This is a genomic window from Pseudomonas fluorescens, from assembly GCF_018614655.1.
Lineage (GTDB): Bacteria > Pseudomonadota > Gammaproteobacteria > Pseudomonadales > Pseudomonadaceae > Aquipseudomonas > Aquipseudomonas fluorescens_BX.
The window spans coordinates 562,557-585,848 of sequence record NZ_JAGGOG010000004.1 but is presented as its reverse complement, the minus strand read 5'-3'; the positions used below and the strand labels follow the sequence as shown (position 1 = coordinate 585,848).

Sequence of the window (23,292 nt, the reverse complement as noted above, 5' to 3'; positions counted from 1 at the left end):
CGAATGCGGTGGATCAGTCGACATAACAGTGACTGAAACACAGCATTCGCGAGCAAGTCGAGTCGTCGCACCGCCGCTCCCACATTTGACTGCATTCCAAATCAGATACTGTGTGAGGACACCGTTTTGCGCTCTACCGAAGTTGTGATCATTGGCGCTGGCGCCGCAGGTTTGATGTGCGCACTGACCGCTGCCGGGCGTGGGCGCAAGGTGATGTTGATCGACCATGCGAACAAGGCCGGCAAAAAGATCCTGATGTCCGGCGGTGGCCGCTGCAATTTCACCAACATGTACACCGAGCCGGCGAACTTTCTCTCCCACAACGCACACTTCTGCAAATCCGCCCTGGCGCGCTACACCCAGTGGGATTTCATCGGGCTGGTGGCCAAGCACGGCGTGCCGTACCACGAGAAGAAACTCGGCCAGTTGTTCTGCGATAACAAATCCAGCGACATCCTCGGCATGCTGCTGGACGAGTGCATCCAGGTCGGCGTCAGCCTGCACCTGGACACCTCGGTCCAGGAGATTGCCAAGCTTGAAACCGGTTATCACTTGCAGACCACCCTGGGCGAGCTGCGCTGCGAATCCCTGGTGATTGCCACTGGCGGGTTGTCGATCCCGACGCTGGGTGCCACCGGCTTCGGTTACCAGGTGGCCAAACAGTTCGGCCATGAGTTGCTGCCGACCCGCGCAGGCCTGGTGCCGTTCACCATCACCGATCAACTCAAGGCGCTGTGCGGCGAGCTGTCCGGTACTTCGGTGGATTGCCTGGTGAGCTGCAACGACCAGAGCTTTCGCGAGAACATCCTGTTTACCCATCGTGGCCTGAGCGGGCCGGCGATCTTGCAGATCTCCTCGTACTGGGAACCCGGCGACACCGTTGAAATCAACCTGCTGCCCGACCACGACGCCCACACCTGGCTGCAACAGCAACAGGCCGAGCGCCCCAACAGCGAGCTGAAAACCCTGCTGGGTGAGATCTTCACCAAGAAGATGGCCAACCTGTTGGCCGAGCAGTGGTTTGAGTCCAAGCCAATGAAGCAGTACACCCACGCCGAAGTGGCGGACATCGCCAATAAGCTGGGGAGCTGGCAGTTGGTGCCGGCGGGGACCGAAGGTTATCGCACCGCGGAAGTGACCCTGGGTGGCGTGGACACGCGGGAAGTGTCGTCCAAGACCATGGAGTCGCTGAAAAGCCCGGGGCTGTATTTCATTGGCGAAGTGCTGGATGTGACCGGTCACCTGGGCGGGTTCAACTTCCAGTGGGCCTGGGCTTCGGGCTACGCTGCCGCGCAATACGCCTGACACAACACAGTAAAAAATGTGGGAGCAGCGGTGCGACGATTCGACTTGCTCGCGAAAGCGGTTGTAGCCGCTGCCGAGGCACGAGGCTGCGATGCGTGTCCGCAGGACCGCCCTTGGGGGGCCGCTTCGTCGGAATGCCGCACCAAACCCATCGCAGCCTCGTGCCTCGGCAGCGGCTACAACCTCCATCCCAAGCTCCCACATTTGATGGCATTCCACTTTGAGAATTGGCAACTCCGGAACAAATTTTGCTGTCCGATGTGATCGCCACGCTTGCCGTAGCGTCATTACTGGCTCAATTTAGCGACATCGTCCCGGAAGACCCCAGACTTCATGTCATCGACCTCGTTCCGCCAATCCATGCGGCGCCTTTGGGCGCTGGATAAGTTCAGCTACAGCGTACGGGTATTCATCGCCCTCACCGGCAGCATGGCGCTGTGCTGGTATCAGGATGAAATGGCGCTGCTGATCCCGCTGTTCCTGGGGATTATCGCCAGCGCCCTGGCCGAGACCGATGACAGCTGGCAAGGCCGTCTCAATGCCCTGGCAGTGACGTTGGTGTGCTTCAGCGTTGCGGCGCTGTCGGTCGAATTACTCTTCCCTTACCCCTGGATCTTCGCCATTGCCCTGGCCCTGGCCAGTTTCAGCCTGACCATGCTCGGGGCCCTGGGTGAACGCTATGGAGCGATCGCCTCAGCCACGCTGATTCTCTCGGTCTACACCATGATCGGTGTGGACCAGCGCGGCGGAACGGTCACGGAGTTCTGGCACGAGCCGTTGCTGCTGGTGGCCGGTGCAGCCTGGTATGGCGTGCTCTCGGTGTTGTGGCAGGCGCTGTTTTCCAACCAGCCGGTGCAACAGAGCCTGGCGCGGCTGTTTCGTGAATTGGGGCGCTACCTCAAGCTCAAGGCGTCACTGTTCGAACCGATCCGTCAGCTGGATGTAGAGGCTCGACGCCTGGAACTGGCCCAACAAAATGGCCGAGTGGTCGCGGCCCTGAACGCCGCCAAGGAAATCATCCTGCACCGGGTCGGCAATGGCCGGCCGGGGTCCAAGGTCAGCCGTTACCTCAAGCTGTACTTCCTGGCCCAGGACATCCACGAGCGCGCCAGTTCCTCCCACTACCCTTACAACGCCCTGGCCGAGGCCTTCTTCCACAGCGACGTGCTGTTCCGCTGCCAACGCCTGCTGCGCCAACAAGGCAAGGCCTGCCAGACCCTTGCCGAATCGATCCAGATGCGCCAGCCCTTCGTCTATGACGACAGCTTCGCCGAGGCCCTCGGCGACCTCAATGCCTCCCTGGAGCACCTGCGTATCCAGAGTAATCCGGCCTGGCGCGGCTTGCTGCGTTCCTTGCGCGCGCTGGCGGCCAACCTGTCGACCCTGGACCGGCTGCTCGGCGACGCCAGCAACCCCGACAACCTGGCCGATGCCACCGACAGCAGCCTGCTGGACCGCGCGCCCCGCAACCTCAAGGAAATGTGGACACGCCTGCGCACTCAGCTGACGCCGACATCCTTGCTGTTCCGACATGCCCTGCGCCTGCCCCTGGCACTGAGTATCGGCTACGGCATGGTGCACTTGATCCACCCATCCCAGGGCTACTGGATCATCCTCACCACGCTGTTCGTCTGCCAACCGAGCTATGGCGCCACTCGACGCAAGCTTGGACAGCGGATCATCGGCACGGCCATCGGTCTGACCGTGGCGTGGGTGCTGTTTGATTTGTTTCCCAGCCCCTTGATTCAGTCAATGTTCGCCATCGCCGCCGGCCTGGTGTTCTTTATCAACCGCACCACGCGCTACACCCTGGCGACCGCCGCTATCACGTTGATGATCCTGTTCTGCTTCAACCAGGTGGGCGATGGCTACGGGCTGTTCCTGCCACGGTTGTTCGATACCCTGCTGGGCAGCCTGATCGCCGGGCTGGCGGTGTTCCTGTTCCTGCCGGACTGGCAGGGCCGTCGCCTGAACAAGGTGCTGGCCAATACCCTGACCTGCAACAGCATCTACCTGCGGCAAATCATGCAGCAGTACGCCGCCGGCAAAAGCGACGACCTGGCTTACCGCCTGGCCCGCCGCAATGCGCACAACGCCGACGCCGCACTGTCCACCACCCTGGCCAATATGCTGATGGAGCCGGGACATTTCCGGAAGGAAGCCGATGTGGGCTTCCGTTTCCTGGTGTTGTCCCACACCTTGCTCAGCTACCTGTCGGGGCTCGGCGCCCACCGCGAAACCCCTCTACCGGCCGAAGTACGCGAACACCTGATCGAAGGCGCCGGCAACACCCTGGCGCTGAGCATCGACGAAATCGCCACCGGCCTGGCCAGCAAACAACCCATCACCATCCAGAGTGATGCCGAGGAAGCATTGGCGGTTGAACTGGAGCAAATGCCGGATGAAATCGATGAAGGACAGCGGCTGGTGCAAACGCAGTTGGCACTGATTTGCCGGCAGTTAGGGCCGCTACGGACGTTGGCCGCGCACTTGATCAAGGACAGCAGCGCGACTTGATCTCCAAGCTGGCGTAGCAGTTATCGAGCGCCAGCGAGGCTACGCAGGACACGCACCCGCTACCAGATCAGTCGCACATAGCACCGAGTCGTGCTTGACGCAGCCTCGCTAAAGCTCGACAGCTGCTACGGTGTGGCTTCACCTCGCTACATCCCGTGCTGCTTCATCAACCGCGCATAACTGCCATCCGCTTTCATCTTGGCAATCTCTCGATCAAAGCCGGCGACGATCTGTTCATGCTGCGGGTTTTTCAGGCTGACCAGGATATGCAGGCTGTTTTCACTCAACGGTGTTGGCAGGAACTCCACCGCGTTGCGCACCCTGGGTGATTCTCGGGCCAGGTAGTAACGGGCGACAAACTCATCTTCCACCGTTAACCGCACACGCTTGACCGCCAGCATCCGCACGGCCATGGCGAAGTTATGCACAGGCACCTTCTGTAGCTGCGTGTCGCTGTCGAATGCCGCCGAGTAGGCGTAGCCGCGTACCACCGCGACGGGGTATTCGTGCAGTTGCTGCAGGTTCTGGAACTCGATGGGGTCATCCCGGCGCTTGATAAACCGTACCCGGTTCAGCAGGTACTCACCGGAAAACTGCCCCAGATGAGTACGGGCCTCGTCGTACCAGGCGTTGACCAGCACGTCATAACGCCCATCACCCACGCCCATCAGCGCCCGCGCCCAAGGCACCTGTTCAAAATCGCTGGGGTAGCCCGCACGGGCCAGTGCAGTGCTGACAATATCCGTAGCCAGGCCGCCATTGACCAGCGTCGCATCGGTGAAGGGTGGCCAGCCATCCGCCACCAGGCGCAAGCGGTCTGCAGCCGCTATCTGGGCCAGCAACAGCAGTACGAGCAGAGCAACAGCACGAGACAATCGCGGCATGCTTGATGTCCTTGCGCAGCGGGCAAATCCCAACGGGCGATGGCAGGGTCTTGCAGGAATACAGGACCTGACTGTAGCTCATCACTCGCGCTGTACAGCAGATTACACAAAGAAGTCAGGGCCGGAAGCACTCAATGATGGCAAATTGACTTCATTCACAAAACCAGCGAATTATTCATCCAGGTCCTCGACAACCAAGACAGTTGTGGCATAGCGGCTTACTATCCAGACAGGCATTTAATCGGGATGGAACGATGACAGTTGATTGGGTCTGCAAACACCACAACGACTTGGGCAAGGAGCAGTTGTACGCCATCTTGCGCCTGCGGTCGGAGGTCTTCGTTGTCGAACAAAAATGCGCCTATCAGGACCTCGACGGCCAGGACCTGGAGGGCGATACCTATCATTTGATGGCCTGGAACGAGGATCAACTGGTGGCCTACCTGCGCCTGCTCGACCCCGAATCACAGGGAGGCGACGTGGTCATTGGCCGGGTGATCGTTGCGCCGAGCGCCAGAGGGACGGGGCTTGGCCATCAGATGATGGACGAGGCCCTGAAGCAGGCCGAGAAGCAATGGCCCGAAGTGCCGATCTACTTGTCGGCCCAGGCACATTTGCAGGGGTATTACGCACGCTATGGTTTTATCGTGTCGGGAGAGGAATACCTGGAAGACGATATTCCCCACATCGGCATGCGCCGGGCTCAGGGATAGCCCAGCACCTGTTTGATCTGCGCCAGGTTGCTTTCGATCCAGCGCGGATCAATCGCTCCCCAACTGCGAATTCGATAGCGCCCGGCATGATTGCGGGCGCCGTCTTCCTGTTCAAACTCACAGACGATATCCAGGTCCGCCAACGCCGCCAGGGTGTCCTGGGCGGTGCGCCTGGGCATACCCGTGATTTCGGTGAGCGCCGGGACGCTGCTGGCCTGCTGGCTGTCGATCAGATACGCCACATAGAGCCGGCGATAGAAACTGCTTTTGGTCTTGCTGACATCCATGCTCGCTGCCCTTCTGCTGTTTATTCCCGCGCCTTGCCCTGCAAGTCCCGATACGTCAGGTACACCCGCAGGTCGAATTCCACCTGATGGTACCCCGCCAGCATATGCTCGCAGAGTTTGTAGAACGCCTTGTTGTGGTCCGATTCCTTGAAGTGTGCCAGCTCATGCACAACGATCATCCGCAGGAACTCCGGCGCGGCGTCCTTGAACAATGAGGCGATGCGGATCTCTTTCTTCGACTTGAGATTGCCACCCTGCACCCGCGAGATGGTGGTGTGCAGGCCCAGGGCGCGGTGGGTCAGGTCGAGGCGGTTGTCGAAGAGCACTTTATCGATAGGCGGGGCGTTACGCAGATGCTCCTGTTTCAAGGCCAACGCGTAGCTATAGAGTGCTTTATCGCTCTGTACGTCATGGCGCTCGGGGTAACGCTGGTTCAGGTAGTCGCCCAACTGGTCTTTGGCAATCAATTGGCGGACTTGGTCCTGCAAGGCAGCGGGATAGGCCTGGAGGTATTTCAGCGCGGTCATGAGCTCAGCGACAGAGAATTTGAAGGGCGCCAGTGTAGCGAATTCATCAGGGTACTGCGCACAAGGAGCAGAAGTCAGGACGGTGCCATCATTGCGCCAAAGCCCAGGTACCCGACTAACGGTCAGTCTTCACAGCCCACGGTTTACGCGGAACATGGCTTTTTGACAGGTATTTGACGTCAATTAACCGCCTTAAAACCGTTAACAAACTGTTACTAGACGCTTATAAAGAACGTGATTTCCCTTCTCATTCTGCATAAAGGCGTACTCAATGATTGATCTGTCCACCTGGAACCTGAGCATCCCCGTCGGCTCTCCGCCCACGACCATCGACACTCCCAAGCTGCTCAGTGGGTTCAACGACCAGTACTTCCAGGCAGAAGGCAGCAGCATCCAGTTCTGGTCCCCCGTCACCGGTACCCGCACCGAAAACGCCATCTACCCACGCAGCGAACTGCGGGAAACCTACGCCGACGGCCGACTGCGCAACTGGACCTACCCCGAGGCCGACAACTTTCTGCGCGCCACCCTGGCCGTCAACCAAGTACCGTCTTCCGGCAAGATCGTCATCGGTCAAATTCACGCTTATGACAGCCAGAAACCGCTGATCAAGGTTGAATATCAGTACAAGGAGAAAACTCAAAGCGGCAACATCGTGGCCAAAGTTCGCATGCGCCCGGATGACAGCAAAGGGCGAGTCATCATCGTCGCCGAAAACGTTCCACTGGAGCGCAATTTCACTTACGTCATCCATTTGAATCGTGCCGGCCTCTTGAGCGTGGAAGCCGCCAGCGGACAATGGAACGAACGCATCGGCGCCGCCTGGGGGGCAAAGCCGCTGTACTTCAAAGCTGGGGTCTATGTGCAGGACAACAGTGGTGATAGCAAGGAAGGCGGCAAGGTGACCTTTGCCAAGCTGGATATCGATCACCAGTAACGCTGATTCGCTTCAGTGAGCCATCCCACGACGCTTTAGGACAGAACCGCGACCAGGGTATCGACTTTCTTGTAGGACAATCCGAGTATTGCGTCGTACACACGCGCTGTACCAATAAGAAAGTCATGGAGACTCACCCAATGCCCTTCCCTCGTACCCTGCTCGCCCTCTCTCTGGGCATGGTTCTGTTGCACAATCCAACCTTCGCTGCCCCGCCACTGTCCATGAGCGACGGGGTGGCCCAGGTCAATATCCAGGACAGCAACGCCTGGGTCGAAATCAACAAAGTCGCCTTCGAACACAACATCCGCACCCTGCAAGCCAGCCTCGCTGACAAGTCGAAAATCTGCGCCGTACTCAAGGCCGATGCCTATGGCCATGGCATCGGTTTGTTGATGCCGTCGGTGATCAAGCTGGGCGTGCCCTGCGTGGGTATCGCCAGCAATGAAGAAGCCCGCGTGGTCCGCGAAAGCGGCTTCAAGGGCCAACTGATCCGGGTGCGCACTGCCGCCTTGAGCGAACTGGAAGCGGCGCTGCCCTACAACGTCGAAGAGCTGGTGGGCAACCTGGATTTCGCCGTGCGAGCCAGCCTGATTGCCGAAAACCATGGTCGCCCACTGGTGGTCCATCTGGGCTTGAACTCCAGCGGCATGAGCCGCAACGGCGTGGAAATGACCACCGCCCAAGGCCGCCGTGATGCCGTCGCCATCACCAAAGTGCCGAACCTCGAAGTGAAGGCAATCATGACCCACTTCGCCGTCGAAGACGCCGCCGATGTACGCACCGGCCTCAAGGCCTTCAACGAACAAGCCAACTGGCTGATCAACGTCGCCCAACTGGACCGCAGCAAAATCACCCTGCACGCCGCCAACTCCTTCGCCACCCTGGAAGTGCCCGAGTCGCGCCTGGACATGGTTCGCCCCGGTGGCCTGCTGTTTGGCGACACCGTGCCGTCGTTTACCGAGTACCAGCGGGTGATGCAGTTCAAATCCCATGTGGCGTCGGTTAATAGCTATCCGAAGGGCAATACCGTCGGTTACGACCGCACCTACACCCTGGGGCGTGATTCAAAGTTGGCGAACATCACCGTGGGTTATTCAGACGGCTATCGTCGGGCGTTTACCAACAAGGGCATCGTGCTGATCAATGGGCATCGCGTGCCGGTGGTGGGCAAGGTGTCGATGAATACCTTGATGGTCGATGTCACAGACGTACCGACTGTGAAGAGCGGGGACGAAGTGGTGTTGTTTGGCAAGCAGGGGAATGCGCAGATTGCCCAGGCGGAAGTCGAGGATATCAACGGGGCGCTGTTGGCGGACTTGTATACAGTGTGGGGAAACTCAAATCCGAAAGTGTTGGTGGACAAATAGCGAGCCACTGAATTACAGCCACAAAAAAACCCGCATCACTGCGGGTTTTTTATAAACGCTTGAGGCTTAGTTAACCTTGGCGTTCAACTCACCCTTCAGGTAGCGCTGGTACATCGCTTCCAGGGAGATCGGCTTGATCTTCGAAGCGTTGCCCGCAGTACCGAAAGCTTCGTAGCGCGCAATGCACACGTCGCGCATGGCGGTGACGGTAGCGCCGAAGAATTTACGTGGGTCAAATTCGCTCGGGTTGGTGGCCATCAGGCGACGCATCGCACCGGTGGACGCCAGGCGCAGGTCAGTGTCGATGTTGACCTTGCGTACGCCGTACTTGATGCCTTCGACGATTTCTTCAACCGGCACGCCGTAGGTTTCTTTGATGTCGCCGCCGTACTGGTTGATGATCGCCAGCCACTCTTGCGGAACCGAGGAAGAACCGTGCATCACCAGGTGGGTGTTAGGGATGCGCTTGTGGATTTCCTTGATGCGGTCGATAGCCAGCACGTCACCGGTAGGTGGCTTGGTGAACTTGTAGGCGCCGTGGCTGGTGCCGATGGCGATGGCCAAGGCATCGACCTGAGTACGCTTGACGAAGTCAGCCGCTTCTTCCGGATCGGTCAGCATCTGGCTGTGATCCAGCACGCCTTCGGCGCCGATACCGTCTTCTTCACCGGCCATGCCGGTTTCCAGGGAACCCAGGCAGCCCAACTCGCCCTCTACCGATACGCCGCAGGCGTGAGCCATGGCCACGGTTTGTTGGGTAACACGCACGTTGTAGTCGTAGTCGGTCGGGGTCTTGCCGTCTTCGCCCAGGGAACCGTCCATCATCACCGAGCTGAAGCCCAGCTGGATGGAACGCTGGCAGACGTCAGGGCTGGTGCCGTGGTCCTGGTGCATGCACACCGGGATGTGCGGGAATTCTTCGATTGCTGCAAGGATCAGGTGACGCAGGAACGGGGCACCGGCGTATTTGCGGGCGCCGGCCGAAGCCTGGACGATCACTGGAGAGTCAGTCTTGTCAGCGGCTTCCATGATGGCTCGCATCTGCTCAAGGTTGTTGACGTTAAAAGCTGGAACGCCGTAGCCGAACTCGGCTGCGTGGTCCAGCATTTGACGCATGCTGATAAGTGCCATTGTGTCTCTCTCCCGGTCGAGGGTCGTTAATCGTGCAAGCCTGCCGTAGCGGCGGCTGCTATTCAAGTTATTGCCGATCGGGTGTTGAAGTCCGACCAGCTGAATCGTTATTGCATTGAGACCTAAGGCGCTTTACAGCCCCGGCCAATCAAATCGTCGGTGGCGACCCAGTAGATCAGGCCTTCCTCACCCTTTGTGTGAAACGCCAACTGGGCATTGCTGTACAGCACACCCGAAGCCGCTGGCTCCTGCTTGAGACGATAGACCTGATCCGAACCGCCAAGGCGCACATCCACCTGGCTGCGGCTGGTATCGGCAAACCGCCAGACCACTTGCGCCTGGCTGTCGCAGGTCCAAGTAGTCCATTTATCCTGTGGTTCAGCCTTGCTGTCGAACATGTTCAAGTTGCTGCAACCGGCCAGTAGAGCCAGGGCTGCCAGGGCGATAACGCCTTTCATTGCCAATCCTCGAATGGCGACATGACGCCGCCATTGCTGTCGGTTAATGAGTCAGACCCGTCAAGGGCAACCCTGTTCCTTACCTTTGGGCGGGGAGTCGTACTTCTCCAGCCCATCCGGCCCGATGCGCTTGCTGATCACCGGCATGGTTTCGGCTTGCCAGTCAGCCTGGTAGCAGCCCTTGTCCGGCGCAGCCTGCTCACTCTCGGGCGTTGCCTTGGGCGCACTGCCGCAACCGGCCAACAGGCCCGCGGCGACCACCAGTGCTAACGACTTGACCATGGGAATGCTCCTTTTCCTGATCCTGAGCCTTAGGCCTTGGCCCGGCTTTCCAATACTTCAACCGCGGGCAGCACTTTGCCTTCGACGAACTCGAGGAACGCGCCACCACCGGTAGAAATGTAGGAGATCTGGTCAGCCACGCCATATTTATCGATGGCCGCCAGGGTGTCGCCGCCGCCCGCGATGGAGAACGCCGAGCTTTCAGCGATGGCGTGCGCCAGCACTTTGGTGCCGTTACCGAACTGATCGAACTCGAACACGCCCACTGGACCGTTCCACAGGATGGTCTGGGACGATTTCAGCAGTTCAGCGAAGTTAGCCGCGGTTTGTGGACCGATATCCAGGATCATGTCGTCAGCAGCAACATCAGCGATCAGTTTGACCGTAGCGGTGGCGCTTTCAGCGAATTCCTTGGCAACCACCACGTCCACCGGCAGCGGTACGCTGACCTTGGCGGCGATGGCGCGCGCGGTATCCAGCAGGTCCGGCTCGTACAGGGACTTGCCCACCGGGTGGCCGGCAGCCGCCAGAAAGGTGTTGGCAATGCCGCCGCCGACGATCAACTGGTTGCAGATCTGGCTCAGGCTGTTAAGCACATCCAGCTTGGTCGACACCTTGGAGCCGGCAACGATGGCCGCCATCGGCTGGGCAGGAGCGCCCAGCGCCTTGCCCAACGCTTCCAGCTCAGCAGCCAGCAATGGGCCAGCGGCCGCAACCTTGGCGAACTTGGCCACGCCATGAGTCGAACCCTCGGCGCGGTGAGCAGTACCAAAGGCGTCCATCACGAACACGTCGCACAGGGCGGCGTATTGTTGGGCCAGTTCGTCACTGTTCTTTTTTTCGCCCTTGTTGAAGCGCACGTTTTCGAACAGCACGATGTCGCCGGCCTTCACGTCAACGCCACCCAGGTAATCCGCTACCAGCGGCACTTCGCGGCCCAGGGCCTTGCTCAGGTAATCGGCAACAGGCTTGAGGCTGTTTTCCGCCGAGAACTCACCTTCGGTCGGACGACCCAGGTGGGAGCAGACCATCACGGCCGCACCTTTTTCCAGGGCCAGCTTGATGGTCGGCAGCGAGGCCAGGATTCGCGCATCGCTGGTGACAACACCGTCCTTGACTGGGACGTTGAGGTCTTCGCGGATCAGTACGCGCTTACCTTGCAGATCGAGGTCGGTCATCTTCAACACGGTCATGGGTCGCAGTTCCTGTGTTACTGAATTAGAGAGCAGGTTTGGGAAGTGGAGAAGCTATTTGCAGATAGTGTTCCGCGACGTCCAGCATCCGGTTGGCAAAACCCCATTCGTTGTCGAACCAGGCCAGGATGTTCACCAGCCTCGGGCCGGAAACACGGGTCTGGCTCGCATCGACGATGGCCGAATGCGGGTCATGATTGAAATCACAACTGGCGTGAGGCAACTCGGTATAGGCCAAAAGACCTTTGAGCGGACCGCTGGTGGCGGCGTCGCGCAGAATCCGGTTGACCTCGCCGGCGTCGGTGTCGCTGACGGTTTGCATCGTGATGTCCAGACAGGACACGTTCACCGTCGGCACTCGCACTGCTTTGGCCTGGATTCGCCCGGCAAGTTCCGGCAGCAAGCGTTCGATACCCCGAGCCAGCCCGGTGGACACCGGAATCACGGACTGAAACGCCGAACGCGTACGGCGCAGGTCTTCATGATGGTAGGCGTCAATCACCGGCTGATCGTTCATCGCCGAGTGAATGGTGGTAATCGACACGTATTCCAGACCAATGGCCTGGTCCAGCAGGCGCAACAACGGCACGCCGCAATTGGTGGTGCAAGAGGCGTTGGACACCAGCAGCTCGGCGCCGGTCAGGCAATCCTGATTGACGCCGTAGACGATGGTGGCGTCGACATCCGCCTCGCTGGCCATCGGCTGGGAAAACAATACACGCGGTGCGCCGGCATCAAGGAAACGCTGGCCATCGGCACGGGTGTGATAAGCACCGGAGCATTCCAACACCAGGTCGACGCCCAGCGCCGCCCAGTCGATGCCCTCGGGAGTGGCACTGCGCAGGACCTTCACGCAGTCGCCATTAATATGCAAACAATCGTCCTCGACCCGCACTTCGCCGGGGAAGCGGCCGTGGGTGGAGTCAAAGCGTGTCAGGTATTCGATGCTGGCCATGTCAGCCAGATCGTTGATCGCAACAATTTCAAACCCGGCAGCCGCCCCTCGCTCAAACAGAGCACGCAAGACGCAACGACCAATCCGGCCGTAGCCGTTGAGTGCAACTTTGTAGGGACGCGGTTGAGGCATGGGGTTCTCGATTACCTTGGGTAATGGGGTGGCAGTACTGGCCCTTCGCGAGCAAGCCCGCTCCCACATTTAGACCGCAATCTAATGTGGGAGCGGGCTTGCTCGCGAAGGGCCAGTACAGGCGCCCCAATCTACAGCCTTAGTCTTCCAGCAGCTCTTCAGCCTGACCCAGGATGTTTTCCAGGGTGAAGCCAAACTCTTCGAACAACGCCGGCGCCGGCGCCGACTCACCGTAGGTGGTCATGCCAATCACGCGGCCTTCCAGGCCCACGTACTTGTACCAGTAGTCGGCGTGAGCCGCTTCGATGGCGATACGCGCGCTGACCTGCAACGGCAGGACCGCTTGCTTGTAGCCGGCATCCTGGGCTTCGAAGACGCTGGTGCAAGGCATGGAAACCACACGCACGTTGCGACCCTGCGCCGTCAGCTTGTCGTAAGCCTGAACCGCCAGGCCCACTTCGGAACCGGTAGAGATCAGGATCAGCTCCGGCTCGCCGATGCAGTCCTTGAGCACGTAGCCACCACGGCTGATGCCTTCGATCTGAGCGGCGTCGCGGGTTTGATGCTGCAGGTTCTGACGAGAGAAGATCAGCGCCGAAGGGCCGTCCTTACGCTCGATGGCGTGCTTCCAGGCCACGGCCGATTCGACCGCGTCCGATGGGCGCCAGGTGTCCAGGTTTGGCGTGGTACGCAGGCTGGTCAGTTGCTCGATTGGCTGGTGAGTCGGGCCGTCTTCGCCCAGGCCAATGGAGTCGTGGGTGTAGACGAAGATCACACGCTTCTTCATCAACGACGCCATGCGTACAGCATTGCGGGCGTATTCCATGAACATCAGGAAGGTTGCGCCGTAAGGCACCAGGCCGCCGTGCAAGGCAACGCCGTTCATGATGGCGCTCATGCCGAATTCGCGAACGCCGTAGTACATGTAGTTGCCGCTGGCGTCTTCAGCCGAGACACCTTTGCAACCTTTCCATAGGGTCAGGTTGGAACCGGCCAGGTCAGCCGAGCCGCCGAGGAATTCAGGCAGCAACGGGCCGAAAGCGTTCAGCGTGTTCTGGCTGGCTTTACGGCTGGCGATGGTTTCGCCTTTGGCGGCCACTTCGGCGATGTAAGCCGAGGACTTCTCAGCGAAGTCGGCAGGCAGGTCACCGGCCAGACGACGTACCAGCTCGTTGGCCAACTCAGGGAATTCGGCGGAGTAGGCAGCAAAACGCTGGTCCCACTCGGCTTCAGCAGCCTTGCCTGCTTCCTTGGCGTCCCACTCGGCGTAGATATCAGCCGGGATTTCGAACGGGCCGTGGTTCCACTTCAACGCTTCGCGCGTCAGGGCGATTTCCGCGTCACCCAGTGGGGCGCCGTGGCAGTCTTCCTTGCCTTGCTTGTTGGGCGAGCCGAAACCGATGGTGGTCTTGCAGCAGATCAGGGTCGGCTGCTCGCTCTTGCGAGCGGTGTCGATGGCAGTCTTGATCTCTTCCGGATCGTGGCCGTCGACATTGCGGATAACCTGCCAGTTATAGGCTTCGAAACGTTTTGGCGTGTCGTCGGTGAACCAGCCTTCGACTTCGCCGTCGATGGAGATGCCGTTGTCATCGTAGAAGGCGATCAGCTTGCCCAGGCCCAAAGTGCCGGCAAGGGAACTGACTTCGTGGGAGATGCCTTCCATCATGCAGCCATCACCCAGGAACACGTAGGTATGGTGGTCGACAACGTTGTGGCCTGGACGGTTGAACTGCGCCGCCAGGACTTTTTCAGCCAGGGCAAAACCTACGGCGTTGGCCAGGCCTTGGCCCAGGGGACCGGTGGTGGTCTCGACGCCAGCGGTGTAACCGAACTCCGGGTGACCCGGGGTGCGGCTGTGCAACTGACGGAAGTTCTTCAGGTCGTCGATCGACAGGTCGTAGCCGGTCAGGTGCAACAACGAATAGATCAGCATCGAGCCGTGGCCGTTGGACAGCACGAAGCGGTCACGGTCGGCGAACGATGGGTTGCTCGGGTTGTGTTTCAGGTAGTCACGCCAAAGTACCTCGGCGATATCCGCCATGCCCATCGGGGCACCGGGATGGCCGCTGTTGGCTTTTTGCACGGCATCCATGCTGAGGGCACGAATGGCGTTGGCACGCTCACGACGGCTGGGCATCGCTGATCTCCTGGAGTTGAATAAAAGAAACGGAAAAAAGGACCGGCATTTTCCCTCAGCCACGACCCATGGGCAATGACAGATAGTCACTTGAGAGTGTTTTTCCTGTGGATTGGCCTGCAATCACCTGGAGAAACCTTTCATCCCTTCACCCAAAGGTTATATCCGCTGCTTATAACCACCGATTATCGACCAATATCAAAACTTTTTGATATTGGTCTTGCGAGGAGCTGCCCCCGTCACTAGACTGCTGGCCTTATGAACTTACGTGCGCCTTCCCTTCGTCCTGACGACTGCGATGAGCTGGCGGCCTTGTGCAAGGCTGGCGGCGATCCGTTACGGCTGAATGTATTGCGTGCGCTGACCAACGACTCATTCGGCGTGCTGGAGCTGGCGCAGATCTTCGCCATCGGCCAGTCCGGCATGAGCCACCATCTGAAAGTGTTGGCCCAGGCTGACCTTGTGGCCACGCGCCGTGAAGGCAATGCGATTTTTTACCGTCGCGCCCTGCCCCACACCGAGCAATTGGGCGGCCAATTGCACGCCGCCCTGCTCGATGAAGTAGACAACCTGACCCTGCCGGTCGACGTGCAGTCACGGATCAGTCAGGTCCACGGGCAACGCGCAGCCGCCAGCCAGGACTTCTTCTCGCGGGTGGCGGAGAAGTTTCGCGCCCAGCAGGATTTGATCGCCGGATTGCCGCAATACCGCGAAAGCGTGCTGGCACTTTTGGACAAGCTGAGCTTCAGTGATGGGGCGACAGCACTGGAAGTCGGCCCTGGCGATGGCGGTTTCCTGCCGGAGCTGGCACGCCGTTTTCATCAGGTCACCGCGCTGGACAACAGCCCGGCGATGCTGGAGCTGGCGCGTGAGGTGTGCGAGCGCGAAGCGTTAGGCAATGTCAGCTTGCAACTGGCCGATGCCTTGGATGAGGCAAGCCTGCGGGCCGATTGCGTGGTGCTGAACATGGTTTTGCATCATTTCGCTGCCCCGGCCGACGCCCTAAAGCAGATGGCCAGCTTGCTGCAACCAGGCGGCAGCCTGTTAGTCACAGATTTGTGTAGCCACAACCAGAGTTGGGCCAGGGAGGCCTGCGGTGATCTCTGGCTGGGTTTTGAACAGGACGATCTGGCCCGTTGGGCCACCGCTGCGGGACTCGTTCCCGGGGAAAGCCTCTATGTAGGTTTACGTAATGGTTTCCAGATCCAGGTCCGCCATTTTCAGCGACCGACTGGCGACACTCACCATCGGTAAATATCAGGAAAACATCGAGATGAGCGAATACTCCCTTTTCACCTCCGAGTCCGTGTCTGAAGGGCATCCGGACAAAATCGCCGACCAGATTTCTGATGCGGTGCTGGACGCCATCATTACCGAAGACAAATTCGCCCGCGTGGCGTGCGAGACTCTGGTGAAAACCGGCGTAGCCATCATCGCCGGCGAAGTCACCACCTCGGCCTGGGTCGATCTGGAAGACATCGTTCGCAAGGTGATCCTGGACATCGGCTACAACAGCTCCGCCGTCGGCTTTGACGGCGCAACCTGTGCGGTGATGAACATCATCGGCAAGCAGTCGGTAGACATCGCCCAAGGCGTTGACCGCAGCAAGCCAGAAGATCAAGGCGCCGGCGACCAGGGCCTGATGTTCGGCTACGCCAGCAACGAGACCGACGTGCTGATGCCAGCACCGATCACCTTCTCCCACCAGTTGGTCAAGCGTCAGGCCGAAGCTCGCAAGTCCGGCGTATTGCCGTGGCTGCGCCCGGACGCCAAATCCCAGGTCACTTGCCGTTATGAAAACGGCAAAGTGGTGGGCATCGACGCCATCGTGCTGTCGACCCAACACAATCCGGAAGTGTCCTACAGCGACCTGCGCGAAGGCGTGATGGAACTGATCGTCAAGCACGTGCTGCCTGCCGACTTGCTGACCAAAGACACTCAGTTTCACATCAACCCGACCGGCAACTTCATCATCGGTGGCCCGGTAGGCGACTGCGGCCTGACCGGTCGCAAGATCATCGTCGACAGCTACGGCGGCATGGCCCGTCACGGCGGTGGCGCGTTCTCCGGCAAGGATCCGTCCAAGGTTGACCGTTCCGCGGCTTACGCCGGTCGTTACGTGGCCAAGAACATCGTCGCCGCCGGCCTGGCCGAGCGTTGCGAGATTCAGGTGTCCTACGCCATTGGTGTAGCGCAGCCGACGTCGATCTCACTGAATACCTTCGGCACCGGCAAGATCAGCGATGACAAGATCATCAAGCTGGTACGTGAAATCTTCGACCTGCGTCCGTACGCGATCACCACCATGCTCGACCTGCTGCACCCGATGTACCAGGAAACCGCGGCCTACGGCCACTTCGGTCGTACCCCTGAACAGAAGACCGTCGGCGACGACACCTTCACCACGTTCACTTGGGAAAAAACCGACCGCGCCAACGACCTGCGCACGGCTGCCGGTCTGTAATCGCTGCTCGTGGTACCCCAAGCCCCGCCGGGTTCACCCGACGGGGCTTTTTGCTGCCTGGCGATTAGCGCAACGATATTCACATTTGTTTAACACCGTCCTTGCAGGCCAAATGATGGCCCACTAGAATCCGCGCCCTCCCGAGCGCCACACCTTCTTTTGGATATTGCACTGCGCCTGCTCGGGATGCCTAAGTGCGCAGGCGATCGAACATTGAGGTTTTTTCATGCGCATCTCCACGCTCGCTCCTGCCGCACTTCTGCTCAGCCTTTTCGCCCTGCCGGTGCAAGCCGCCGACCTGAGCGCACTGGGTGGCGCCCTGACCTCGCAACTGGGTGGCGGCAACTCCGGCGACTGCCAGCAACAAGCCAAAGACTTGCAAACCAAGATCGACACCGCCAATGCCAAAGGCGATACGCTGAAAGTGGCGGCGTTTCAGGCGGCCCTGGAACAAGTGAACAAAGGCTGTAACAAAATCGCCGAGTCCCAGGCCAAACTGGATGCCAAGCAGCAAAAGCAGCAGGCCAAGACCGAGAACAACGATACCGTGAAAGCTCTGGGCGGCCTGTTCAAGTAAACAGAAACACCCAGTAAAAAGCCCCGCGATTGCGGGGCTTTTTTGTGGCTGGGCGGATGCTTTAGGCTGGGCGCCCTTTCAGAGCAAGGATGCTCATGATGAAGCCTTGTATGCGCTTACTCGCCTGCCTGCTGTTCACGTTGCTGCCCTTTGCTGCCTGGGCCGGGGACTGTCCCGACTGGACAAGCGATCACGCCAGGACAGAGATCGCCACACTCCAACGGCAAATCAGCCTCTGGGATGACAGTTACCACCGTCTCGGCCAGTCACCGATCAGCGATGAACTCTACGACCAGGCCCGACAGCAGCTTTCCCAATGGCGCGATTGTTTTGCCCAACCCGCGCCGACTGCAGACAATCCGCTGGCCAGTTCACGGGGTACGCTGACCCACCCGATCCCTCACACCGGGCTGGAAAAACTGCTGAATGAACGTGCAGTCGACACCTGGATGAGCACTCGCCAGGATCTCTGGATTCAACCCAAGGTCGACGGTGTGGCCGTGACTCTGATCTATCGCCAAGGGCGCCTGGCCCAAGTCATCAGCCGTGGAGATGGCAGCCTGGGCCAGGACTGGTCGACGTCTGGCCGCAAGATCCCCGGCATCGTCCAACAACTGCCACAGCCTATTGACCTGCTGCTGCAGGGCGAACTCTATTGGCGCCTGACCGATCACATACAAGCGATGCAAGGCAGCATCAACGCCCGCAGTAAAATTGCCGGGTTGATGAACCGCCAGCAACTGACCGACGCCGATGCCGCCGGGATCGGCCTGTTTGTCTGGGCCTGGCCCCAAGGCCCCGCAGACCTGAATGAACAACTCAACACCCTCGCACAATGGGGCTTCACCGATAGCCAGCGCTACAGCCAATCGATCAAGAACATCACTGAAGCAGGACACTGGCGCACCTACTGGTACAACCATCCACTGCCCTTCGCCAGCGACGGCGTGGTGCTGCACCAAAGCCAGCGTGCACCGGCCAACCGCTGGCAAGTCAGCACGCCTTACTGGGCTGCGGCCTGGAAATACCCGTTGATCAAGGCCTTGGCGCAAGTGCGCAAAGTACACTTCAAGGTTGGCCGAACCGGGCGCATCACACCGATTCTGGAGCTCGAGCCGGTGCTGCTGGATGACCGCCAGATCAGGCGTGTCAGCGCAGGCTCCCTAAAACGCTGGCAGGAACTGGATATCCGTCCCGGTGACCAGGTCTCCATCAGCCTCGCCGGCCAGGTTATTCCGCGACTTGACCAGGTGATCCTGCGCAGCCAGCCACGGGTTCACGTCCAGGCGCCACTGGCCAAGGACTTCCATCACCTGAGTTGCTGGCAGTTGATCCCGGGCTGCGAGGAACAACTGCTCGCCCGGCTGACCTGGCTGAGTGGTAACCAGGGGCTGGCCCTGCCCCATATCGGCAGGGAAACCTGGAATACCCTGATTCAGGCGGGTCTAATCAGTAGCCTGCTCGATTGGTTGACCCTCGAGGAGGCAGAGCTTGCTAACATTGACGGCTTCGGCGAGCGCAGCAGTGCACGCCTGCTCGACAGCTTACGCAGTGCCCGGCAGCGGCCGTTCGCACAATGGCTGAAGGCCTTGGGAGTACCGCCCACGGCTCGCAACAATTTGCAAGGTGGCTGGCAGACCCTGGCCGCCAGAGACACCCAAGCCTGGCAGGCCGAAGCGGGAATCGGCCCGGGGCGCGCGGCGCAACTGAGCGCTTTTTTTCGCGACCCGCACGTCCAGGCCATGCGTGAAACACTACAGGCTGCCGGGATAGATGGTTTTTAATCCGTCCTGGCAGCATTAACCGGTACCGGCAGAATTCATCCTGCCCACCGGATTGCGACCTTATTCACTTTGGAGCCTTTATGAAATTTCTTGCACCTTTTGCCTTATTGACCGCCGCAAGCTTCATGGCCACGCCATTGTTGGCGGCCGAAGAAACCTCGCAACTCACCGGCTGCGCTGCCAAGCGCCAGGCCATCAGCACCCAGATCGAACAAGCCAAGGCCCACGGCAACAGCGACCAGCAGGCGGGCCTGGAAAAAGCCCTGAGCGAAGTCACCACCCATTGCACTGACGCCTCCCTGAAGAAGGAGCGGGAAAACAAGGTGCTCGACGCCAAGCACGAAGTCAGCCGCCGTCAGGCCGACCTCGACAAGGCGATGAAAAAAGGTGATTCCGAGAAGATCAACAAGCGCAAAGACAAGCTTGCCCAGTCACGTAAAGAGCTGCAGGAAGCCCTGGACGAACTGGACAAGTAAGACGGAACCTGTCCCGGATCAATGATCCCGAAACTGCTTGTGGCAGGCGGTGCAGGCGTCTTCAACCTTCTGCACCGCAGGCCCCAGGTTGCTGGCCTTGTATGGCTGGACCTGGCTGACAACCGCCAGTTCACCGGTAGCGGCCTCAAGGGTTCGGGCCATTTCCTGGAAACGGGCCTGTTTCTGCCAGACATCGTCCTTGGCGCTGGTGTGATCTTCTTCACGTACGCTCGGGAAATGCTTCCACGGCTCGTGGGACAAGGCGTCAAGCTTGACCGCGCCTTCGGCGAACTTTGCACCGTCAAACGGGATGCGCCCACGCAGCATGCCGCCCAGGTCTTCGCCGGTCTTGAGCATCTGCTTGAAAATGGCCTTGCGCTGGCCCAACGGCGAGTTCGGATCAACACCACCACAGGCGGACAGTGTCAGGCAGGCCAGCAATACAACAGTCAGTCTTTTAAGAGTCATGGTGGCGTCGAGTCACGGGAAGAAACGGCGGCCAGTATCCTCGCCATGCCCGTAAAGACCAATAGCCCTATTAATAATACGGTTTGTTTGAGCCCTACCCGGTTCGGGCAATCGCCTCAGGAATGGTTTGCATGAATGTCACGTTAAAACCCTGGAGCCGCCGCCTGGCGTGGGCTCTACCAATGATTGCGCTGCTTGCCGGTTGCGACACCGGCAAGCACGAGAAAGACAAACCGCACGCCATCGCCACTTACGTCAGCGCGACCTGGGAAGCCTTGCCTGCCGTCTCGGACAGTGATCTGCAAGCCGGTTTCGAATCCTGGCGCAGCGCCTGCCAACGCCTCAAGAGCGACCCGGTATGGGGCGCAACCTGTGCGGCATCGGCCAATGTGCCCGCAACGACCGCAGACATCCGTGGTTTCCTCAAGGAACACCTGGATGTGTACGGCCTACGCTCGGCGGACAACAGCCCCAACGGCCTGATCACTGGCTACTACGAGCCGGTCTACCCGGGCAGTCTCACCGAAACCACCACCGCCCATGTACCGGTGTTCGGCGTGCCGGATGACTTGATCATCGTCAACCTGGAGAGCATCTACCCGGAGCTCAAGGACAAGCGCCTGCGCGGACGCCTCGAAGGCCGCGTACTCAAGCCCTATGACGATGCCGGCACCATCAATCAGCAAGGCTCCACCGCCCAACCCATCGCCTGGCTGACCGACCCGATGGACCTGCAGTTCCTGCAGATCCAGGGTTCGGGCCGCATTCAATTGGCGGACGGTCGTCAATTGCGCATCGGTTATGGCGACCAGAACGGTTTCCCGTATCGCCCCATCGGCCGCTGGCTGGTGGAGCAAGGCGAACTGAAGAAAGAAGACGTCACCATGGGCGCCATCAGCGCCTGGGCCAAGGCTCATCCCCAGCGGATTCCTGAACTGCTGGAGAGCAACCCCAGTTATGTATTTTTCAGTGCCCGCCCCGACAGCAACGAAGGCCCTCGCGGCTCGCTGAACGTACCGCTGACCGCTGGCTACAGCGTTGCAGTGGACCGCAAGGTGATTCCACTGGGCAGTCTGTTGTGGCTGTCGACCACTCGACCCGATGGCGCACCGATCGCTCGTCCCGTGGCCGCGCAGGATACGGGTGGCGCGATTACTGGCGAAGTACGGGCCGACCTGTTCTGGGGGACCGGCGATGCCGCCGGTGAGCTGGCTGGCAATATGAAACAGCAGGGCCAGATCTGGATGCTGTGGCCTAAAGGTGCAGCGCTGCCGAAAGTGCCGGATGCGCCAGTCGGGAGCTGATCGTCCTGTGGCCGCTGTCGAGACACGCGGCTGCGATGACGCAGCGGCCCCGGTGGCCGTCTTGCGGACCGCATCGCAGCCGCGTGCCTCGGCAGCGGCTACGCTGGGATCGACTACTTATATCGACACAAAAAAGAAACTCGCAATCAACACCATCCCCACGAACCACACCAGTGAACGCAGTACCGCCCAGTCCGCCAGGTAGCAAATGACGTAGAGCAACCGGCTGGTGATAAACAGCACCGCCAGCACATTGATGGTCACCAGCGACGCATTACCGGCCATATGGGCAATGATCACCGCCGCCGCAAACGCAGGCGTCACTTCAAAGCTGTTGAGCTGCGCGCTGTGGGCCCGCTTGGCAACCCCTTCGAGGATGGCCAGGAATGCCCGGGGATCGTGGTTATCCTGAAGCCCGAACCTGCCACCACTGAACTTGGCCACACCGATGCACAGGTATGGCAGAAAAATTGCGATCAACACACACCAGAAAGCGACTGTCATAACCCATTCCTTTTTTAGTTTTATCCGACGGTTAGAGCTTCATCACGAACATGCCGATCAGCACCAACCCACAGGCTATGAGCCGTGGCCGGCCGAAAGGTTCTTTCAGGTATCGCATGCCGAACAACACCACCAGGATCACGCTGACTTCCCGCAGCGCGGCCGCTTCGGCAATCGAGCCCAACTGCATGGCCCAGAGCACCAGAGCGTAGCTCAACAACACACACAAACCGACACTCAGCCCCAACCGCCACTGTGTGCGCCAGAACAGGCTGAACGCCGCGCGCTTGCGCACCACCGCCAGCAACGGAAACGGCCAGGCGCTGATCAGCGTCAGCCACACCAGGTAGTCCAACGGGTGCGACCAGCGCCGCAAGGCCTGGCCGTCGAGAAAGGTATAGCAACCGATGCACAGGCCGATCAGCGCCACGACCGGCAACATCGACCAGGGCAACCGATCCCCGCCACCGCCCCGCCACAACAGGCACAGCATGCCGAACGGGATCAGTAGGATGCCAAGAATCTGCTGAGTACTGAGCACCTCTCCGGCAAACACCAGGGTCAGCACCAGGACCACCAACGGCGACAATCCGCGCATCAGCGGATACACCAACCCCAGGTCGCCCACCCGATAGGCCTGGATCAGCAGGTAGCGGTACAGCAATTCAAACAGTGCCGAGGCGACAATCCACGGCCAGATTTCCAGCGGCGGCAACGACACGAACCCAACCGCCAGCAACACAAACAGCAGCGCAACACTGTCCATGCAGGCGATCACCAATAGCCGCTCGCCACTGAATTTGATCAGGGTGTTCCACGTCGCATGCAACAGCGCCGCAACCAGTACCAGAGCCGTCGCAACCACTGGCCACTCCTTGTGTGAGAAT

At 59.8% G+C, this 23,292-nt stretch carries 23 protein-coding genes; 11 read left to right on the top strand and 12 right to left on the bottom strand.

What is annotated here, in order from left to right; genetic code table 11:
* Positions 1-126 precede the first annotated feature (126 nt).
* Both J7E41_RS07605 and yccS read left to right on the top strand, forming a co-directional pair.
* Positions 127-1,305 carry an NAD(P)/FAD-dependent oxidoreductase gene (locus J7E41_RS07605; protein WP_214991339.1) on the top strand — a complete coding sequence of 393 codons (1,179 nt, stop codon included), beginning with the start codon at positions 127-129 and terminating at the stop codon, positions 1,303-1,305.
* A gap of 333 nt (positions 1,306-1,638) precedes the next feature.
* Complete coding sequence (gene yccS / locus J7E41_RS07600; RefSeq protein WP_214991337.1) at positions 1,639-3,822, top strand: YccS family putative transporter; 2,184 nt, start codon at positions 1,639-1,641, stop codon at positions 3,820-3,822.
* A 146-nt stretch (positions 3,823-3,968) separates the two neighbouring features.
* Here yccS and J7E41_RS07595 read toward each other — a convergent pair whose 3' ends face one another.
* Complete coding sequence (locus J7E41_RS07595) at positions 3,969-4,706, bottom strand: substrate-binding periplasmic protein (RefSeq protein WP_214991335.1); 738 nt, start codon at positions 4,704-4,706, stop codon at positions 3,969-3,971.
* 254 nt (positions 4,707-4,960) lie between these two features.
* Here J7E41_RS07595 and J7E41_RS07590 point away from each other — a divergent pair, with 254 nt between their 5' ends.
* On the top strand, positions 4,961-5,419 hold the full coding sequence (locus J7E41_RS07590; RefSeq protein WP_214991333.1) for a GNAT family N-acetyltransferase: 459 nt from the start codon (positions 4,961-4,963) through the stop codon (positions 5,417-5,419).
* Here J7E41_RS07590 and J7E41_RS07585 read toward each other — a convergent pair.
* Both J7E41_RS07585 and J7E41_RS07580 read right to left on the bottom strand, forming a co-directional pair.
* Complete coding sequence (locus tag J7E41_RS07585) at positions 5,410-5,706, bottom strand: winged helix-turn-helix domain-containing protein (protein ID WP_214991331.1); 297 nt, start codon at positions 5,704-5,706, stop codon at positions 5,410-5,412. The two genes, J7E41_RS07590 and J7E41_RS07585, sit on opposite strands and share 10 nt — an antisense overlap.
* A gap of 20 nt (positions 5,707-5,726) precedes the next feature.
* Complete coding sequence (locus tag J7E41_RS07580; protein WP_214991329.1) at positions 5,727-6,233, bottom strand: YgjP-like metallopeptidase domain-containing protein; 507 nt, start codon at positions 6,231-6,233, stop codon at positions 5,727-5,729.
* A gap of 271 nt (positions 6,234-6,504) precedes the next feature.
* Between J7E41_RS07580 and J7E41_RS07575 the strand changes: the two genes are divergently transcribed.
* Complete coding sequence (locus J7E41_RS07575) at positions 6,505-7,170, top strand: polysaccharide lyase family 7 protein (protein ID WP_214991327.1); 666 nt, start codon at positions 6,505-6,507, stop codon at positions 7,168-7,170.
* 140 nt (positions 7,171-7,310) lie between these two features.
* On the top strand, positions 7,311-8,540 hold the full coding sequence (gene alr, locus J7E41_RS07570) for an alanine racemase (protein WP_214991325.1): 1,230 nt from the start codon (positions 7,311-7,313) through the stop codon (positions 8,538-8,540).
* Positions 8,541-8,606: 66 nt separating this feature from the next.
* Here the strand turns inward: alr and fba are convergent, their stop codons facing one another.
* From fba to tkt, 6 genes are all read right to left on the bottom strand, one after another.
* On the bottom strand, positions 8,607-9,671 hold the full coding sequence (gene fba / locus J7E41_RS07565; RefSeq protein ID WP_007913760.1) for a class II fructose-bisphosphate aldolase: 1,065 nt from the start codon (positions 9,669-9,671) through the stop codon (positions 8,607-8,609).
* A 122-nt stretch (positions 9,672-9,793) separates the two neighbouring features.
* Positions 9,794-10,129, bottom strand: a complete 336-nt coding sequence (locus J7E41_RS07560) for an MliC family protein (RefSeq protein WP_169356774.1) — start codon at positions 10,127-10,129, stop codon at positions 9,794-9,796.
* Positions 10,130-10,189: 60 nt separating this feature from the next.
* Complete coding sequence (locus J7E41_RS07555; protein ID WP_214991323.1) at positions 10,190-10,411, bottom strand: hypothetical protein; 222 nt, start codon at positions 10,409-10,411, stop codon at positions 10,190-10,192.
* Positions 10,412-10,440: 29 nt separating this feature from the next.
* On the bottom strand, positions 10,441-11,604 hold the full coding sequence (locus tag J7E41_RS07550) for a phosphoglycerate kinase (RefSeq protein WP_214991321.1): 1,164 nt from the start codon (positions 11,602-11,604) through the stop codon (positions 10,441-10,443).
* 25 nt (positions 11,605-11,629) lie between these two features.
* Positions 11,630-12,691, bottom strand: a complete 1,062-nt coding sequence (gene epd / locus J7E41_RS07545; protein ID WP_214991319.1) for an erythrose-4-phosphate dehydrogenase — start codon at positions 12,689-12,691, stop codon at positions 11,630-11,632.
* A 139-nt stretch (positions 12,692-12,830) separates the two neighbouring features.
* Positions 12,831-14,828, bottom strand: a complete 1,998-nt coding sequence (gene tkt, locus J7E41_RS07540) for a transketolase (protein ID WP_155583780.1) — start codon at positions 14,826-14,828, stop codon at positions 12,831-12,833.
* Positions 14,829-15,086: 258 nt separating this feature from the next.
* On the opposite strand from tkt, the gene J7E41_RS07535 reads away from it, so the two are divergent.
* From J7E41_RS07535 to J7E41_RS07515, 5 genes are all read left to right on the top strand, one after another.
* A complete protein-coding gene (locus J7E41_RS07535; RefSeq protein WP_214991317.1) occupies positions 15,087-16,082 on the top strand; it encodes an ArsR/SmtB family transcription factor in 996 nt (331 codons plus the stop codon).
* Positions 16,083-16,101: 19 nt separating this feature from the next.
* Positions 16,102-17,292, top strand: coding sequence for a methionine adenosyltransferase (gene metK / locus J7E41_RS07530; protein WP_214991315.1), 1,191 nt, complete (start codon positions 16,102-16,104; stop codon positions 17,290-17,292).
* A 226-nt stretch (positions 17,293-17,518) separates the two neighbouring features.
* Positions 17,519-17,869 (top strand): DUF1090 family protein, encoded by a 351-nt coding sequence (locus J7E41_RS07525; RefSeq protein ID WP_214991313.1) that lies wholly within the window; start codon positions 17,519-17,521, stop codon positions 17,867-17,869.
* A gap of 110 nt (positions 17,870-17,979) precedes the next feature.
* A complete protein-coding gene (gene ligB / locus J7E41_RS07520) occupies positions 17,980-19,653 on the top strand; it encodes an NAD-dependent DNA ligase LigB (RefSeq protein WP_214991311.1) in 1,674 nt (557 codons plus the stop codon).
* Positions 19,654-19,733: 80 nt separating this feature from the next.
* Positions 19,734-20,129 carry a DUF1090 domain-containing protein gene (locus tag J7E41_RS07515; protein ID WP_214991309.1) on the top strand — a complete coding sequence of 132 codons (396 nt, stop codon included), beginning with the start codon at positions 19,734-19,736 and terminating at the stop codon, positions 20,127-20,129.
* 18 nt (positions 20,130-20,147) lie between these two features.
* On the opposite strand, the gene J7E41_RS07510 is transcribed toward J7E41_RS07515, so the two are convergent.
* The gene (locus tag J7E41_RS07510) at positions 20,148-20,597 is read right to left on the bottom strand and encodes a c-type cytochrome (RefSeq protein WP_214991307.1); all 450 of its coding nucleotides are present in this window, start codon (positions 20,595-20,597) and stop codon (positions 20,148-20,150) included.
* 131 nt (positions 20,598-20,728) lie between these two features.
* Between J7E41_RS07510 and mltA the strand changes: the two genes are divergently transcribed.
* Complete coding sequence (gene mltA / locus J7E41_RS07505; RefSeq protein ID WP_214991305.1) at positions 20,729-21,901, top strand: murein transglycosylase A; 1,173 nt, start codon at positions 20,729-20,731, stop codon at positions 21,899-21,901.
* A 117-nt stretch (positions 21,902-22,018) separates the two neighbouring features.
* Here the strand turns inward: mltA and J7E41_RS07500 are convergent, their stop codons facing one another.
* Both J7E41_RS07500 and J7E41_RS07495 read right to left on the bottom strand, forming a co-directional pair.
* Positions 22,019-22,405: an MAPEG family protein gene (locus J7E41_RS07500; protein ID WP_214991303.1), complete on the bottom strand. Its 387-nt coding sequence runs from the start codon at positions 22,403-22,405 to the stop codon at positions 22,019-22,021.
* Positions 22,406-22,436: 31 nt separating this feature from the next.
* On the bottom strand, positions 22,437-23,270 hold the full coding sequence (locus J7E41_RS07495) for an EamA family transporter (protein ID WP_214991301.1): 834 nt from the start codon (positions 23,268-23,270) through the stop codon (positions 22,437-22,439).
* Between the last annotated feature and the right edge of the window lie 22 nt (positions 23,271-23,292).